Origin of the sequence: Dysgonomonas sp. Marseille-P4677 (assembly GCF_016652235.1) — a bacterium.
Classification (GTDB): Bacteria; Bacteroidota; Bacteroidia; order Bacteroidales; family Dysgonomonadaceae; genus Dysgonomonas.
On sequence record NZ_JAEPKU010000052.1, the window covers coordinates 1 to 16,854 of the forward strand.

The 16,854-nt window shown below is 37.1% G+C and carries 12 protein-coding genes; 8 read left to right on the top strand and 4 right to left on the bottom strand.

Annotated elements, in window-relative coordinates; translation table 11 throughout:
* Positions 1 to 32: 32 nt before the first annotated feature.
* Positions 33 to 3,095, bottom strand: coding sequence for an efflux RND transporter permease subunit (locus JGH11_RS10375; RefSeq protein WP_201111521.1), 3,063 nt, complete (start codon positions 3,093 to 3,095; stop codon positions 33 to 35).
* Positions 3,096 to 3,186: 91 nt separating this feature from the next.
* Complete coding sequence (locus tag JGH11_RS10380; RefSeq protein ID WP_201111522.1) at positions 3,187 to 4,284, bottom strand: efflux RND transporter periplasmic adaptor subunit; 1,098 nt, start codon at positions 4,282 to 4,284, stop codon at positions 3,187 to 3,189.
* A 365-nt stretch (positions 4,285 to 4,649) separates the two neighbouring features.
* On the opposite strand from JGH11_RS10380, the gene JGH11_RS10385 reads away from it, so the two are divergent.
* The 5 genes from JGH11_RS10385 to nadC all read left to right on the top strand — a co-directional run bounded on the left by JGH11_RS10385 (position 4,650) and on the right by nadC (position 10,898).
* Entirely contained in the window at positions 4,650 to 5,858 is a 1,209-nt protein-coding gene (locus JGH11_RS10385) for a hexokinase (protein WP_201111523.1), read from the top strand.
* Between the two features lie 163 nt (positions 5,859 to 6,021).
* Positions 6,022 to 7,170 carry a porin gene (locus JGH11_RS10390; protein ID WP_201111524.1) on the top strand — a complete coding sequence of 383 codons (1,149 nt, stop codon included), beginning with the start codon at positions 6,022 to 6,024 and terminating at the stop codon, positions 7,168 to 7,170.
* Positions 7,171 to 7,432: 262 nt separating this feature from the next.
* The gene (gene nadA, locus JGH11_RS10395) at positions 7,433 to 8,437 is read left to right on the top strand and encodes a quinolinate synthase NadA (RefSeq protein WP_201111525.1); all 1,005 of its coding nucleotides are present in this window, start codon (positions 7,433 to 7,435) and stop codon (positions 8,435 to 8,437) included.
* A gap of 24 nt (positions 8,438 to 8,461) precedes the next feature.
* A complete protein-coding gene (gene nadB, locus JGH11_RS10400; protein WP_201111526.1) occupies positions 8,462 to 10,045 on the top strand; it encodes an L-aspartate oxidase in 1,584 nt (527 codons plus the stop codon).
* Complete coding sequence (nadC, locus tag JGH11_RS10405; RefSeq protein ID WP_201111527.1) at positions 10,038 to 10,898, top strand: carboxylating nicotinate-nucleotide diphosphorylase; 861 nt, start codon at positions 10,038 to 10,040, stop codon at positions 10,896 to 10,898. Before nadB ends, nadC begins: the two co-directional genes overlap by 8 nt.
* Positions 10,899 to 10,970: 72 nt before the next feature.
* On the opposite strand, the gene JGH11_RS10410 is transcribed toward nadC, so the two are convergent.
* Together JGH11_RS10410 and JGH11_RS10415 are read right to left on the bottom strand one after the other, a co-directional pair.
* Positions 10,971 to 12,407, bottom strand: a complete 1,437-nt coding sequence (locus JGH11_RS10410) for a M56 family metallopeptidase (protein ID WP_201111528.1) — start codon at positions 12,405 to 12,407, stop codon at positions 10,971 to 10,973.
* A 2-nt stretch (positions 12,408 to 12,409) separates the two neighbouring features.
* The gene (locus tag JGH11_RS10415; RefSeq protein WP_201111529.1) at positions 12,410 to 12,790 is read right to left on the bottom strand and encodes a BlaI/MecI/CopY family transcriptional regulator; all 381 of its coding nucleotides are present in this window, start codon (positions 12,788 to 12,790) and stop codon (positions 12,410 to 12,412) included.
* A 226-nt stretch (positions 12,791 to 13,016) separates the two neighbouring features.
* On the opposite strand from JGH11_RS10415, the gene JGH11_RS10420 reads away from it, so the two are divergent.
* From JGH11_RS10420 to radA, 3 genes are read left to right on the top strand one after another with little or no spacing between them, the layout of a single operon-like run.
* A complete protein-coding gene (locus JGH11_RS10420; protein ID WP_201111530.1) occupies positions 13,017 to 13,538 on the top strand; it encodes a shikimate kinase in 522 nt (173 codons plus the stop codon).
* A complete protein-coding gene (locus JGH11_RS10425) occupies positions 13,535 to 15,376 on the top strand; it encodes a trypsin-like peptidase domain-containing protein (protein WP_201111531.1) in 1,842 nt (613 codons plus the stop codon). Before JGH11_RS10420 ends, JGH11_RS10425 begins: the two co-directional genes overlap by 4 nt.
* Entirely contained in the window at positions 15,370 to 16,737 is a 1,368-nt protein-coding gene (gene radA / locus JGH11_RS10430) for a DNA repair protein RadA (RefSeq protein WP_201111532.1), read from the top strand. Before JGH11_RS10425 ends, radA begins: the two co-directional genes overlap by 7 nt.
* Positions 16,738 to 16,854 lie beyond the last annotated feature (117 nt).

Here is a 16,854-nt window from a genome sequence, read left to right on the forward strand (position 1 = left end):
ATTGTATGTATTTCCAAATTGAGGATTTCCGATTATTGGTTTTCATCCATCAATTTTTTAGCTTCTTTTTCTTTTTTAGTTTCTCTGTCTGTCGATATATATAAATACATGGCAGGAACAACGAATATGGTGAGCAATGTAGAAATCAACAGGCCGCCTATGACGGCTACTCCCATTGCCATTCGACCATTAGCTCCTTCTGCACTAGCAAATACCAGAGGCAGGAGTCCAAGCACAGTACAGAAACTAGTCATAAGGATAGGGCGCAAACGTTGTACCGAAGCCCCTTGAATTGCTTCCAATTTACTCATGCCCATTTCTTGCCGTTGGTTGGCAAACTCTACAATAAGGATACCATTTTTTGCAACCAATCCGATAAGCATAATTATCCCTATCTGGCTGAATATATTCATTGATATGTCTTTTATATACATAAATAATAAAGCTCCGGCAATGGCCAATGGTACGGTAAGCATGATGACGAAAGGATCTTTGAAACTCTCGAATTGCGCGGCCAAAATAAGTAAAATAAGTAAAATAGCCAGCACAAACGCAAACATTAAGCTTGAGGAGCTTTCTCGGAAATCTTTGGAATCGCCCGACAGTGCTGTGCGGAAAGTATCGTCAAGAGTTTCTTTTGCTATGCGGTCCATCTCGTTCAGTCCCGCACCGATAGTTACTCCCGGTGAAAGTCCTGCCGATATGGTTGCAGAATTGAAACGATTGTAGCGATATAATTGTGGTGGAGCAACATTTTCTTCTAGTTGTACAAGATTATCCAGTTGGATCATGTTGCCCGAAGCGTTTTTAAGATATATCGATTTTAAATCGAGTGGTGTATTTCGTTGTTGACGGTTTATTTCGCCTAATATCTGATATTGTTTTCCATTCATATAAAAATATCCCATCCGTTGTCCACTGAGAGCATATTGCAGGGTTTGCCCTATATCGCGTGTGCTGACACCTAGCAGGGCTGCCTTATCTCTGTCTATAATTATACGTGTTTCGGGTTTCGTAAATTTCAGGTTTACGTCTGCCATCTGAAAGAGAGGGCTTTCCTGTACTTTACGCATAAATTCGGGGATAAATTCTTGCAGTTTTTCTATGTTTGGTGCTTGCAAGACATATTGGATAGGCATACTCGAACGCCTGCCTCCAAAGGTAGATTGCTGCTGCACAAACGTACGGGCTTCGGTTTCTCCCCTAACTGCTCTTGTAAGTTCGTTCGCTATTTCCATCTGGCTTTTATCCCGATCCCTTATATCTGTGAGCATTATATTTACATTACCACCTCCGGTCCATACGCGCATCGTATTGATTAATCTGTCTGGTACTACCGAATCGGCTATATAGGCTATCTTTTGAGTATAATTTCTATTAAACTCGTATGTTGCTCCTTCTGGTCCCATAGTTCGTATCGTTATTTGCGAACGGTCTTCTAGCGGGGCCATCTCTGACGGTATAACATTCATGAGATATACTATAGAAATAAGTGTAAGAATAATAATCGGCCATATAATAATCTTATACCTTAGAAAATGATGTAGGGCATCATGGTAACCATTTGTCATCCATGCAAAAAATGGTTCTGTTTTTCTGTAAAACCAATTCGGATTCTTTTGCTTCCTTAATAATTTGGTCGATAGCATTGGTGTAAACGTCAGGGCCACAAAAGCAGAAATAAGGACTGCCCCGGCAACGACAATACTAAATTCGCGGAATAGTCTTCCGGTCATACCTTCGAGAAAAACGATGGGAAAGAAAACCGCCACCAATGTTATCGTAGTGGATATAACAGCAAAGAATATTTCTTTCGAACCCTCTATCCCGGCCTCTTTGGGAGACATTCCTCCTTCTATTTTCAAATATATATTCTCTGTTACTACAATGGCGTCATCCACAACCAATCCCACTGCTAATACAACAGCAAGCATAGATAGTACATTGATGGAGAAACCTGCAACGTACATTATAAAAAATGCACCTACCAATGAAACGGGGATAACTATACATGGTACTAATGTAACACGCCAGTCTCTAAGGAATAGGAAGATAATTAGTACAACCAGTATGAAGGCAATGTATACGGTTTCTTCCACTTCGGCTATAGATGCACGAATAAACTTTGTATTGTCGAATGATACATCGATAAATACATCTTCGGGCAAGTCTTTACGCAGTTGTTCGAGACGTATCATTGCTTCGTCGGAAATCTCTATCTGATTTGCTCCCGGCTGAGGGATAATCACAGTACTTACGGCAGGTACACCATTGCGACGCATAATACTTCGCTGATCTTCCGTTCCAAGTTCGGCTGTTCCCACATCTTGAAATCTGACAACATTATAATTATCTTCTTTAATAATCATATTGTTAAATTCTTCGGGTGTTTGCATCAAACCTAGAGTACGTATCGTTAATTCCAAATTATCACCTTCTATACTACCTGATGGCAACTCTACATTCTCCCTGTCCACAGCATTTTTTACATCCATAGGCGTAATTCCATACGAGGCCATCTTCACAGGATCTAGCCATAGACGCATCGAATAGCGATTTTGCCCCCATATTTCCACTGCACTTACATTTGGGATGGTCTGCAAGCGTTCCTTTACAGTCAATTCGGCTATTTCGCTAAGTTCGAGTAACGAACGCTTTTCACTCTGGATACTTATTTGTATAATTGGGCTTGCATCTGCATCAGCTTTCGAAACAGTGGGCGGATCGCAGTCGCGTGGTAAATAACGTTGAGCACGTGACACTTTGTCGCGAACATCATTAGCCGCAGTTTCCAAATCGACAGATAATTCAAACTCGACAGTAATACGCGATGATCCTTGACTGCTGCTACTGGTTAGGGATCTGATACCCGGAATCCCGTTGATGTTTTGTTCGAGGGGTTCGGTTATCTGATTTTCTATAATCTCTGCATTTGCACCCGGATAGGTTACATTTACCGATATTATGGGATTGTCTATATTGGGATATTCCCTGACACCTAAGTATGTGTAACCTATCATTCCAAGCAGGAAAATGACAAGGACAAATACGGTAGCCAATACGGGGCGTTTAATACTAATTTCGGAAATTGTCATTTGTTTTTTATTTCAGATATCAAGGTTCAAAGAATTTTAGTATTTATTTATGCTACAGCCTCTTATTTTTCACTTGATATAATAATAGACTCTAATTATTCTCTAAATAGCTATCGATTGTTACCGGTAATTGATCACGAAGCTGCATCACTCCACTCACAATTAGGGTATCACCTGCATTTAATCCGTTTAATACCTGAATGGAAGAAGCAGTGCGCATACCTTTAGTTATTTTTACTTGATGAGCTTTTCCATCTTTATATATATATGCAATATCACGTCCTAGCTCAGCAATTGTAGAAAGACTTGGTATCACCAGTGTATTCTTTATTTCGTGCAATCTGATTTCTATATTTGTCGACTGCCCGGGTTTCAAATGCCCTCCTACATTCGGATACAGTGCACGTGCTTTCAGAGTCAAAGTGAGTTTATCCAGATTCGACTCTACTGCGTATACTGTAGCACCATAAGTACTTAAATCATTATCGAAAGTAAAGGTGAGGGGAGTACCCGCTTTTATATTGTTTACATAAGCTTCGTTGACCGAAAATTCAATTTTCAAAGGAGATACTTTGGTCAATCTGGCAATTATAGTTGTTGGAGAAGCGTATGCTCCTTCACTTACCTGACGCAAACCTATTACCCCATCGAAGGGAGCACGTAGTTCGGTTTGATTTATGCGTGATCGGGTCAGCTCTATATCTGCTTTTAGCTTTTCCAGTTCTGTATTAACAGACTCATAGGCTTCCTGGCTAACGGCATCTTTGGCTAATAGAGATTTCTGACGAAATACTCTATCCTCGGCAAGGGGGATTTGGGCCTCAAGCTTTTTGAGCTCAGCCTGTAAAGGTTTGTCATTGACTTTGGCCAATAATTGCCCTTTTTTTACCATCGTTCCTTCTTTAAACTGTATTTCAGTGATTTTTCCTGATGTTTCGAAAGATAAGTCTACTTCTTCATCAGGGATAAGCAACCCTTTGGTACGGATTACATCGGTCAGATTTTGAGACTTTAATATTTGCACATTTACATTTAAAGCTCTTCTCGCTTTTCCGTCTGTACTTGTACTAGGGGGTGGGATCGTTTCTTTATTTGGTGAAACAATAGTTTTAATTTTAGGGTAAAAAGCCATTGCTGCGATAAGCAGTAGAATGACTACAATCAGAGCAATCTTCGTTTTTTTATTCATAGTAAGTATTTGTATCTTGAACTCGATATGATTTCTTGATGTATGATAATATCCACATCAAAAGGTTTAATGTCTATGCGTTATTTTAGTTTTTATTTACATTATTAAACAAAAACTCATAATTAATCGCATTTTTGATAGGCATTTGTATATTTGAATACAAATTCACAAATATAATGGGCAAGATAATGTAATTTGTTTAATTAGTCCAAAAAAATATCCGCTTTTAATAAGCAAATATTAATTTAAATGAAAAAATAGTTATTTATTTTTTGTAGGCTTGGATATTTGCCCGATATTCGTCAGAGATTTATATATTTGCAGAGCAAATTCCAAAATAGCCTAATTTAACATGAGAATATCCTATGGAGAAAAACATTTTTAAGCTAAAGACTAAGCAATTAAAAGAAATTGCACAGTCTCTTCAAGCTAAAGTAGTAAACGGTTTAGAAAAAGAGAATACAGAAGTGCAATGTATTCCGACTTATATCAATCCGCAAACAACAGGAGTAAACGGACAAGCACTAGTTTTAGACTTGGGAGGTACCAATTATCGTGTAGCTACAGTCGACTTTGTGGATGGCAAAGCAACAATTCATCCCGAAAACGGTTGGAAGAAAGATTTGTCGGTTATGAAAACTGCAAATTTTACAGAGCAGGATTTATTTAAAGAACAAGGTGATCCTATCAGCGAAATCAAAAGAAATGCTGAAATGCCAATAGGTTACTGTTTCTCTTATCCAGCCGAATCTATGCTTAGCGGAGATGCAAAATTGCTTCGCTGGACAAAAGGAGTGGATATAAAAGAAATGATAGATAAACCTATCGGTCAACCGCTGATGGATTATTTAAATAAGAAAGATACCCCTAAGTTTACAGGAGTTAAAGTAATCAATGATACTGTGGCAAGTTTGTTCGCAGGTCTTACAGATAGTAGTTATGATGCTTATATTGGTCTGATTGTTGGTACAGGTACTAATATGGCTACATTTATCAGCCCTGATAAAATCAAAAAACTTAATCCGGAATATAAAGGTACAGGTTTGATTCCTGTTAATTTAGAATCGGGTAATTTTTATCCGCCACACCTGACTGTAATTGACGATAAAGTTGATGCATGTTCGGATAGTAAAGGAGCTCAACGTTTCGAGAAAGCAGTGTCGGGTATGTATTTAGGAGAAATACTTAAGTCTGCTTTTCCTTGCGATGAATTTGAAGCAAGATTCGATGCTCAAAAACTAACTAGCATAATGAATTATCCTGATATCCATAAGAAAAAATATGTAGATGTTTCTCGTTGGATATATAAGAGATCAGCTCAATTGGTAGCAGCATCTTTGGCAGGTTTGGTATTAGTATTGGTATCTCATGATAGTTCTATCAAAAAAATTCGTTTGGTAGCAGAAGGTAGTCTTTTCTGGAGTGAATACAAAAGAGGTAAAAATTACAAAAAGCTAGTAGACGAGGAATTGAAAAATCTATTGGAAGAACTTGGTCATGGAAGTGTTCATGTAGATATTACTAAGATGGAGAATGCCAACCTGATAGGATCAGCAATTGCAGCATTGTCATAATCAGATAAGAATATAAAAAGTGAGAGACTGTTTTTCTAACGAAGACAGTCTCTTTTTCTTTTTCATATTTAGATAGGAGTGTAATAACTATTACACTCGGATTAAATAAAAATTACAAAATTTGTATATAAGAAATATTGTATAATTATCTAATATCTATAATATGAAAAAGATTATAGCCTTTATTCTGTTAGTTGTTTTGCATGGAGGAATTGCAGCACAAAATACAGATGATTTGTTGAAAAAATTAGTTGAAAAGAATGTTTTGACTCAGTCTGAAGCAGACGAACTTAAAAAAACTTCAGTGAAAGAGGCAAAAACAACGACTACTCAACCGGTTGAAAAAGTACGCAACTTTTTTAATTCTCCTTACCTGCAATTTGGAGGTAATGGGCAATTGATGTATAGATACTCTGATGTAGATAAGGTACATAATGACTTCAAAGCAAAGAACCTTTTTCTATCTGTAAACGGTAAACTAAATGAATCTTTTCGCTATGGTTTTCTGGTCGAACTAGTAAATCCTTCGGTTCAAGAATTTTGGGGAGAATGGACAGCCTCTAAAATGTTCAATCTGAAAGTAGGGCAATTCAAAAGCCCATTTACCATGGAAAGTCAGCTTGTACCGGCTACATTAGAAACCGCATCATATTCGAGAACGATATCTAATCTTGTTGGATATGCCGGAGAAGATGATGTCCTTAAAAAGCAAAATAATAAAAATAATTTTGGACGCGATGCAGGGATAATGGCATCCGGTGAACTCATTTCTATGTCGGATCATAATCTTATTCAATATTCCGCAGGAGTCTTTCAAGGAACAGGGGTGACTACAGGGGAGACAAATAATGGAAAAGATTTTGCAGGAATGCTTCTCTTACAGCCTGTAAAGGGGCTTCGCATAGGAGGAGGAGCATATCTCGGACAAGCTACGTATGCTAAAGCAAACGAAACAGCAGCTTCGGATCATGTGCGCGACAGATGGTATCTTAGTGCAGACTACAAATCGGATAGATTTTATGCCCGCAGCGAATGGATTCGTGGAAATGATGGAGGTGTAGACAAAGAAGGAGTATATGGACTTGGTATGTTTTATCTGATTCCCAAAAAGTTGAATGTGTTGGGAAAAGTAGATTATTATAACCGAAACAAAGACATAAATAGTGAAGTTGTTGACTACACAGCCGGAGTAAACTACTATTTCTATCCTATGTGTAGGGTTCAACTGAACTATACTTATTCGGATTACTCTAACAAATGGAATGCCCCAACATCGAATACAGTATTCGCTCAATTACAGATTGCATTTTAAAGCACAGATTCACTATTTGACATAGTAAAAAAGAACTTTAACCCATCTGATCCATTATTCTTGGATTAGGTGGGTATATAATTTCTATGTCGGGAATATGTTTTACATAACTAACAGTAAGATTGATAAATGAGTCGCTTTTCTAGAAATATTACTTCTCGAATTAGCTAATTATATACAATATATCGTATAAATCAGTTTTTATAAGTATTTTTGCTTATTGAATTTAGAATTGTGTAATTTTTATTTCACAAAAAAAGATATGACGATACTTGAAAAGGCGGTAGCCGGACTATCGACCAAAGGTTATTTGAATATGGAAATTCCTAAGGGGATTGATTTGGTGGAAGAAATCAACCGCATGCGCAAAGAGAAAAAAGCTATTATACTTGCGCATTATTATCAAACAGGAGATATTCAGGATATTGCAGATTTTCTGGGCGATAGCTTACAGTTGGCACGTGCCGCAGAAAAGACAGACGCAGATATGATTGTTTTCTGTGGAGTTCATTTTATGGCAGAAACAGCCAAAATTTTGAATCCATCGAAGAAGGTTGTTTTACCCGATTTACTGGCGGGCTGTTCATTAGCTGATTCTTGTTCCGGAGAAGGATTACGAGAGCTTAAAAAGAAGCACCCAAAGGCAATTGTGGTCAGTTATATCAATTGCGACTCGGGAGTAAAAGCCGAGAGTGATATAATAGTTACATCATCGAATGCCGAGCATATTATCAATTCGCTGCCAAAGGATCAGGAAATAATATTTGCGCCTGATAGAAATTTGGGACGATATATCAATCAGATGACAGGACGCAATATGATATTATGGGATGGTGCGTGTATTGTGCATGAAGCATTTTCGCTGGAGAGAATAGCACAACAAATGCTCGATCATCCAAAGGCAAAACTTATTGCACATCCTGAAGCTCAAAAACCTGTTTTGCAGGTAGCTCACTATATCGGATCTACTGCTAATCTACTCAACTATGTAGTAAATGACGATGCTCATGAATATATTGTAGCTACCGAAGAAGGGATATTGCATGAAATGCGTAAACGTGCACCTAATAAGGTACTTATACCTGCACTGACTATCGATGATAAATGTAATTGCAGTGAATGTCATTTCATGAAACTAAATACAATGGAGAAATTGTATTTGTGCATGAAATATGAGCAACCCGAAATTCTGATGGATGAAGAAATAAGGATAAAAGCTCTGCGTCCCATAAATAAGATGCTGGAATTATCTACAGCTATCAAATAATTTTATATTAATGCTAAATATTAAATGATTTATACAGATGTTCTGGTTATAGGCTCAGGTATATCGGGGCTTTCGTATGCGATGAAGATTGCTCAGCAAAAGCCTGATACACGAATAACTATTATTACTAAATCGGATGACGAAGAATCGAACACAAAATATGCCCAAGGGGGTGTAGCTGTTGTTACCGATTTTAGTAAAGACAGCTTTGATAAACATATTGAAGATACATTACGTGCCGGTGATGGTATGTGTAAGCGTGAAACAGTAGAAGTAGTAGTGAAAGAAGGTCCCGAACGGATAAAAGAAATAGCGGAGTGGGGTGCTAACTTCGATAAAGATAGTTCAAAAAAGTACGATCTGGGGCGTGAAGGAGGACATACCGAAAATCGTGTAGTACACTATAAAGACATAACAGGTGCAGAGATAGAGCGTGCTTTACTTGAAGCAATTAAGCGATTAGATAATGTAGAGCTACTCAATCATCATTATGTCATCGATTTGATAACGGAGCATCATATTCCCGGAGAATCGTTCGATAAATACAATTTGAATTGTTATGGCGCATATGTGTTAGACCTGAAAGCCGGACGTATAAAAAAAATGTCGGCAAAAATAACACTTATGGCTACAGGCGGCTGTGGACATGTATATAAAAATACGACTAATCCGACTATAGCTACCGGAGATGGAATTGGGTTGGCACATCGGGCTAAAGCCAGAATAAGTAACATGCAGTTTATCCAATTTCACCCAACAGCCTTTTATAGCCCTATAGCAGGACAATTACCTCTGATTTCGGAGGCAGTAAGAGGGTTTGGTGCAAAATTGCGTACAGCTTCAGACGAGCCTTTTATGCACAAATATGACGAACGTGAAGAGTTAGCTTCACGTGATATTGTTGCACGGGCTATAGACAGTGAGATGAAGTTGCGTGGCGATGATTATGTTTGTCTTGATTGCCGCCACCTCGATCAGGAAAAATTCTTAGAACACTTTCCTAATATATATAAGCAATGTAAAGATGCGGGACTGGATATGTTTAAGGATTTGATACCTGTTGTTCCGGCAAGCCATTATTTGTGTGGAGGGATTGATGTAGATTTATTTGGACAAAGTACCATTAAAAATATGTTTGCCGTAGGGGAATGTTCCAATACAGGTCTTCATGGGGCAAACCGACTGGCATCGAATTCTCTGCTTGAGGCACTTGTATTTGCTCATCGGGCAGCCATTAAAACATTAGAACGTCTGAATGAAGATAATTTCAATCATGATCAGTTACATCGTATTCCCGAATGGGATCAGGAAGGAATGAAAGTGAATGAAGAAATGGTGCTACTTAACTATTTGCGTAAAGAATTACAATCGTTGATGAGTGATCTTGTGGGGATTGTGCGTAGTAACAGACGGTTGGAATTAGCAAAACAGAAGGAAGAAGAAATATATAGATCGGTAAAAGAGATTTATAATTTTTCTATTCTATCGCCGCAATTATCTGAATTGAGAAATCTGGTTAGTGTGGCATATCTGATTATAACTCAAAGTATAGAACAAAAAGAAAATAAAGGAACATTTTATAATAAAAACCTAGATAAAAATGAATAGACCTGCATATGTGACAAATGAAAGGCTTTATAGTTTTATCGATGCGGCTATTAAGGAGGATATCGGCGACGGTGATCACTCCACTTTGGCTAGTGTCTCGGCTGATGCACAGCAACGGGCACGTTTGTTGGTAAAACATGATTGTATCTTGGCCGGTGTAGAACTTGCGCAAGAGATATTTCATTATTATGATAAGGACCTAAAGGTAGAAGTTCTTAAAAACGACGGAGATAGAGTTGTAGAAGGCGATATAGCATTTGTTGTATCCGGATCGGCACGTTCTATTTTGACAATGGAACGTCTTGTACTCAACTGTATGCAACGAATGAGCGGTATAGCTACTTATACACACGAGATGGTAGAACTATTGGCCGATACCAATACACGTATATTAGATACACGAAAAACATCTCCTATTTTCCGCATGTGCGAAAAATGGGCAGTTCGTATTGGTGGAGGACAAAATCATCGTTATGGGTTATTCGATATGATAATGTTGAAAGACAATCATAACGATTATGCCGGAGGTATAACCAAGGCTGTAGAGGCTACGGTAAAATATCTGAAGGAGAAAGGTAAAGATCTTAAAATAGAAGTTGAAACCCGTAATCTGGAGGAGGTAAAAGAAGCTTTAGCAACCAACGCAGTGGATATAATAATGCTCGATAATATGTCGATATTCGAAATGAGCGCAGCTGTTGAATTGATAAACGGAGCTACGAAAGTTGAGGCATCTGGTGGTATAACAAAAGATGTAGTTCATGCTATCGCCGAAATCGGCGTAGATTATATATCATCAGGAGCTATTATTTATTCAGCTCCTAATATAGATTTAAGCTTGAAAGCATTCTAGAATCTTTTAAAATTCGAAATATAAAAAGGATAAAGCCAAATGAATGGCTTTATCCTTTTTTGTTAATGGTTTTTATTTTTTTGTCACTATTTCGATTGCACCATATTTAGCTTTATCGCCGTATTTACTAACAGCAGCTTTATCTTTTAATACATTCATTGAGGATATATTTTCAGAATTGAGAGAACTTATACTTATTCCTTCTTTTACTACACCGTCTATTATTATTAATGCTTTGTCTTTGTCTGTTTTAACCTTCTCTTTGGTTGTTATTATAATTGCACCATCTTTAGCATCTTCACCAAAGATTTGCTTTGCCGATTCGTCCTTTAATACACTTATGCTTTCTATTGTGTTAGGGTCAATGTCTTCTATGTTTTCTCTACGGACATTATCAACAATGTATATAGGTTTTTCTTTCAAATTGGCGGACCTAAAAGAAAGAGGTTTTTTTTCTTCTGAAGTGATGGGGATATTCGTCATAACAAAAGGCTCATCTTCTTTTTTTGCTGTTTTTTTATATGTAACCTTTCGCACTTTTCCCAAAAGTAATACACTGTCAGATGTTATTGCCGTATCGATTTTTGAAGAAGATATGAGCAAAGTAGAATCGTCTATTATTTTTTCAGTAACAGATGTTTCAAGTATATAGCGAGGTTCGGCAGATACCCATAGAAATAAACCGAATACGGGAATAATTGTCAGAATTAATGCCTTTTTCCAAGGCGAACTTTTTGTTTTTTTCATCATGGCTAAGCGTTTTAAAGATTTAGTATAATTATAGGATTTGAATGAATTTGAGAATGAAAATATAGGTTCTTTAAATTCCTGATTAACTAGTACAGCTTGATATATTGCAGGCGAAACTCCCGAATCTAATACCGCTTTATCGGCAAGAAACTCATGATTCTCCTTTAGTAGTTGTACGTAAAACCATGCCAGAGGATTAAACCATTGTATCATAATAATAAATTCGCTGCAAAGTAAATCTATCCAATGCTTTTGTTTTATATGTACGATCTCGTGTTTTAATATCAGGTCTCTTTCTGTCTGGCTTAGTTTGCTTGTATTTAGTAGAATATAGTTGAGTATGCTGAAAGGTGATCCTACTTTCATATTGTCGACTAGTTTAAACTCTTCATTGTCAGATCTTATACCACTTCTTATTAGCTTTAATAATTTGTAATATGCATATATATTTCTAAATATGATTACTAGCATACCTGCTATATATACCGAAAGCAGTATCGTCCATATTTGTATATTACTGTTCGATACGGTAATTTCACTTTCTTTAAAATTATCCATCCCTGCCGATAATGTTGCAGGCACGATTATATCGTATGTGTATTTTAGCGATGGTAAGATTAGCGACGTTAGGAATCCGAACAGAAGAAATGACCTGTTGAAGCGGAAAAAGGTGGTTTGGCGTAAGAATAGGATATATATTAGCATGAATATACCAAGGCATATTCCAATTTTAGCTATGTAGATGATAAATGTTTCCATGATTATATTTTTTCTTTATTTTCTTTATCAAGAGCTTTTCTTGTTTCTTCAAGCATTTCGTCCATTTGTTCGATACTAAGATTACTTTCTTTAGCAAAAAAAGAAACCATAGACGAAAAAGATCCATTGAAATAGTCTTTTACAAATCCGAATAATTGCTTCTTCGAATAAGCTTCTTTAGAAACTATTGCTCTGTAAATGTTTAAACGACCTTCGGAACGATGATCTACAAAGTTTTTATTCTCCAGAATATTTAATACGGTGGCTATTGTAGTTCTGGCAGGCTTATTATCCGAGAAGCCTTTCAATATGTCCTGCACTGTAGCTTCATCCATTGTCCACAGTATCTGCATTATTTGTTCTTCAGCTTTAGTTAGTTGCATTTTTTTAATATTTACAAGTTCTATGCAAATATATGTCTATAAAAATAGACTACAAAATATATGACTATGTTTTTAGACATAAAAAAGTCATATACTTCGATTACTATATCAGTTATTGTATGTAATAGGGCATATGTAGTCGTTAAAACATAATAATATTAAGGCCGGGAATCATTCGTTAATATTTTATTTCTATTTTTGTATAATACCATATTGGAAATAATAGATGAAGAGAATATTTCTCATAGGATACATGGGTGCTGGTAAAACCACAGCGGGACGCGAATTGGCTAGAATTCTGGAACTCGAATTCATTGATTTGGATCATTTTATCCAAGCTCGTTTTCAAAAAACGGTAAATGAGTTGTTTCAGGATGTTGGTGAACGAGAATTCCGCAATATAGAACGAAATATGCTGAAAGAGGTCGGTGAATTCGAAAATGTGGTTATATCGACAGGTGGAGGAACTCCTTGTTTCTTCGATAACGCCGATTATATGAATAATGCCGGAACTACTGTATATCTCAAAGCTACACCAGAGGCTCTGTCTTCCCGGTTAAATACATGTAAGGATAAACGTCCGTTGATAAAAGACAAAAATGAAGAAGAACTATATGATTTTGTAGTGGAAAGCCTTCAAAGGCGGGAGCCATTTTATTCGAAGGCCCACATTATATTTGAAACAGAAGAATTGGTTAATCGTGAAGATGTAACAAGATATGTAGAGCAACTAATAAAAATATTATGAATCTTAAATTAGAGAAAAATCTTATATTCAGTGCTATTATGCTGGCATGTAGTTTTCCACTCTTTGCTCAGAAAAAGCAATATACACTGAATGAAAATAGATCGACAGTCTCGTTGATAGTAGACCTGAAACAAACAAAATACACAGTATCCGAAATCCAGTCACGTAAAAGAGGGGCTCCGCTCCCCGAGGCTAAGCATTATTCGCTAAATATAAATACAGACACAGTTGGGGTTTGGACTATAGGAACAAAAGAAAATATATGGAAGCTTGATATAGATGTGCCAAAGGCTAAAGGCTTTTTTGTCGGGTTCGACGATTTTTATTTACCCGAAGGTACGCAGCTTTATGTGTATAATAAAAATAAAATGGATGCAGAAGCCATTGTTTATCGACACGAGGATAATCCCATGGGTGGAACCTATTCAATCGAAAATCTAACAGGCGACAATGTTGTATTGGAATATGTTGCTCCTAACCATATCGTAGAAAGTCCACGGTTTACATTATCCGGACTAGGATATAAGTATATTGATGATAAGGGAGATAACCTGACAGGGTTCGACTCTTCGAACAACTCATGTATGATAAATATAATATGCCCTGAAGGTGAGTTGTGGCAAGATCAGAAAAAAGGCGTGGTACAATTGAGAATGCTCAAGAGTAATGGTCAAACATATCTCTGTTCTGGTACATTAATCAACAATACAGCAAATGATGCGACACCTTATGTTCTTACAGCCGATCATTGCTTCGAGAATATGACCAGAGCGCAAATCAACAATAATACAGAATTTATATTCGAATATGAGTCTGCTACATGCCAAATGAAAGATAGGCCCCGATACAAATATCATAAAGGAGCGGAAGTCTTAGTTCTTAGTCCTATAAAGGATGGTAGTGACGGAGCATTATTAAAACTGAGTGAACCTATACCTGAACAATGGGACATTTATTTTAATGGCTGGGATCGGGAGAATAAAGCTGCTCTAACAGGTAGTATAATACATCATCCGTTAGGAGATGTAAAGAAAATTACATTATATAATAAACCACTTACTTCAGGTAGATGGAGTTCAAGTTCACCTATAGGAGCCCACTGGCTTGTGACTTATTCGGCTGGTGCTACAGAAGGAGGTTCTTCAGGAAGTCCCATATTCAATCAATCGGGATTAGTTGTTGGTACTCTTACCGGTGGGGATAATGATTGCAGAAATCCATCTTTGGCAGACTATTATGGCAAATTATATTTCCATTGGGATCAGTATCGCGACGTAAACGAACATATGGATAAATACCTGGATCCGGGCAAAACAGGAGTAACTAAGTTAGCCGGATTGAGAAACTCTGATAATCCTGAACGAAAACTGGTCCTTGATAATACTATACTAAATATAGTAGAAAATACTACGTTCGGGGTCAATATTCTTAGTGGTAACGGTGGATATACAGTAACTTCCTCTGATAATAGTATTGCGTCGGCAAGCGTTAATAATAATGTAATTCATATACAGGGGTATCGATTAGGGGACGCTATAGTTACGGTGAAGGATAAATTGAATAAGTCAGTAGACATAAATGTGATGGTTCACAAAGAAATAGATATTGTATTTCTTCAAAATAAAGTTCTGGAAATAAAAGTATATGGAAAGGATAATATAGACGATATGATAACCGAAGTCATGTTAATCGATTTGGATGCCAATACTCTCCAGCATAAAAAGAATATTAATGAAACAATATTTAATTTGGATATGAGTGCATATTCAAGAGGTGTTTATATTATAAAAGTTAAAACTCAGAAAGGGATTTCCAAAGCGGAAAAAATAACATGGTAAAAGTAAAGTCGGTATATGTTTGCAACAACTGTGGTAACGATTCTCCCAAATGGTTGGGAAAGTGCCCTGTTTGCGGCGAATGGAACACATATGTTGAAGAAATAATAAGTAAAGAAAAACCATCAGCAAGAAGCGGTCTTCAAGTATTTGAAACGTCGAAAGCCAAACCCTTGTTGCTTAAAGATGTGCAGACAGGCGAAGAGCCTCGTATCGATCTACACGATGGAGAACTTAATCGTGTTCTTGGAGGTGGACTTGTTCCCGGTTCACTAGTGTTGATCGGAGGAGAGCCTGGTATCGGTAAATCTACACTCATATTGCAAACTGTGCTTGGACTGAATAATATAAAGACACTTTATATTTCGGGAGAGGAGAGTGCGCGTCAGTTGAAACTGCGTGCCGATCGCATTAACTCTAACAGTGAAAACTGTTTTATAGTATGCGAAACTAATTTAGAACAAGTATTTGTACATATACAAAACCTAAAACCCGAGTTTGTTATTATTGATTCTATTCAAACTATTTTCACAGATACTGTAGAGTCTTCGCCGGGAAGTGTATCGCAAGTACGTGAATGTTCGGCTGCCATACTTAAGTTTGCCAAAGAAACAAATACGCCTGTAATATTGATAGGGCACATCAATAAAGAGGGAAGTATTGCCGGACCTAAAGTCTTGGAACATATCGTAGATACAGTTCTTCAGTTTGAAGGAGACCAGCATTACATGTATCGCATTCTACGTAGTATAAAAAACCGTTTTGGTAGTACAGCCGAATTGGGAATATATGAAATGCGTCAAAATGGTTTGCGGGAAGTAAGTAATCCGTCAGAATTGCTATTAACTCAAAACCATGAAGGACTTAGCGGTGTGTCTATTGCTGCTGCCATAGAAGGAGTACGCCCTTTTTTAATCGAAACCCAAGCTCTTGTAAGCACAGCTGCATACGGAACTCCCCAACGTTCTGCCACAGGCTTCGACCTAAGACGCATGAATATGCTTTTGGCTGTTTTAGAGAAACGGGCAGGTTTTAAATTGATACAGAAAGACGTGTTCCTCAATATAGCCGGAGGTTTGAAGGTAAACGATCCGGCAATGGATTTGGCTGTAATAAGTGCAGTTTTATCTTCCAGTCTCGATATTCCTATCGAGAAACATGTATGTGTGACCGGTGAAGTAGGCCTGTCAGGTGAAATCCGTCCTGTAAACCGTATAGAACAACGTGTGCTGGAAGCAGAGAAGCTAGGTTTTTCGAAAATATTAATACCACAAAATAACCTGAAAGGTTTTACCTCGAATGTGAATATCGAAATCGTTCCGGTAAGGAAGGTTGAAGAAGCTTTTAGGCAATTGTTTGGATGAAAGTAATATCCATTTTTGGTATTCCGGTTTAAGTGTTTTTCTGCGAATTTTTATTTCGTATATATTAATACTATATTTCATTCTGCTATCGCCCAAATACAGGATATTATTCTTTTG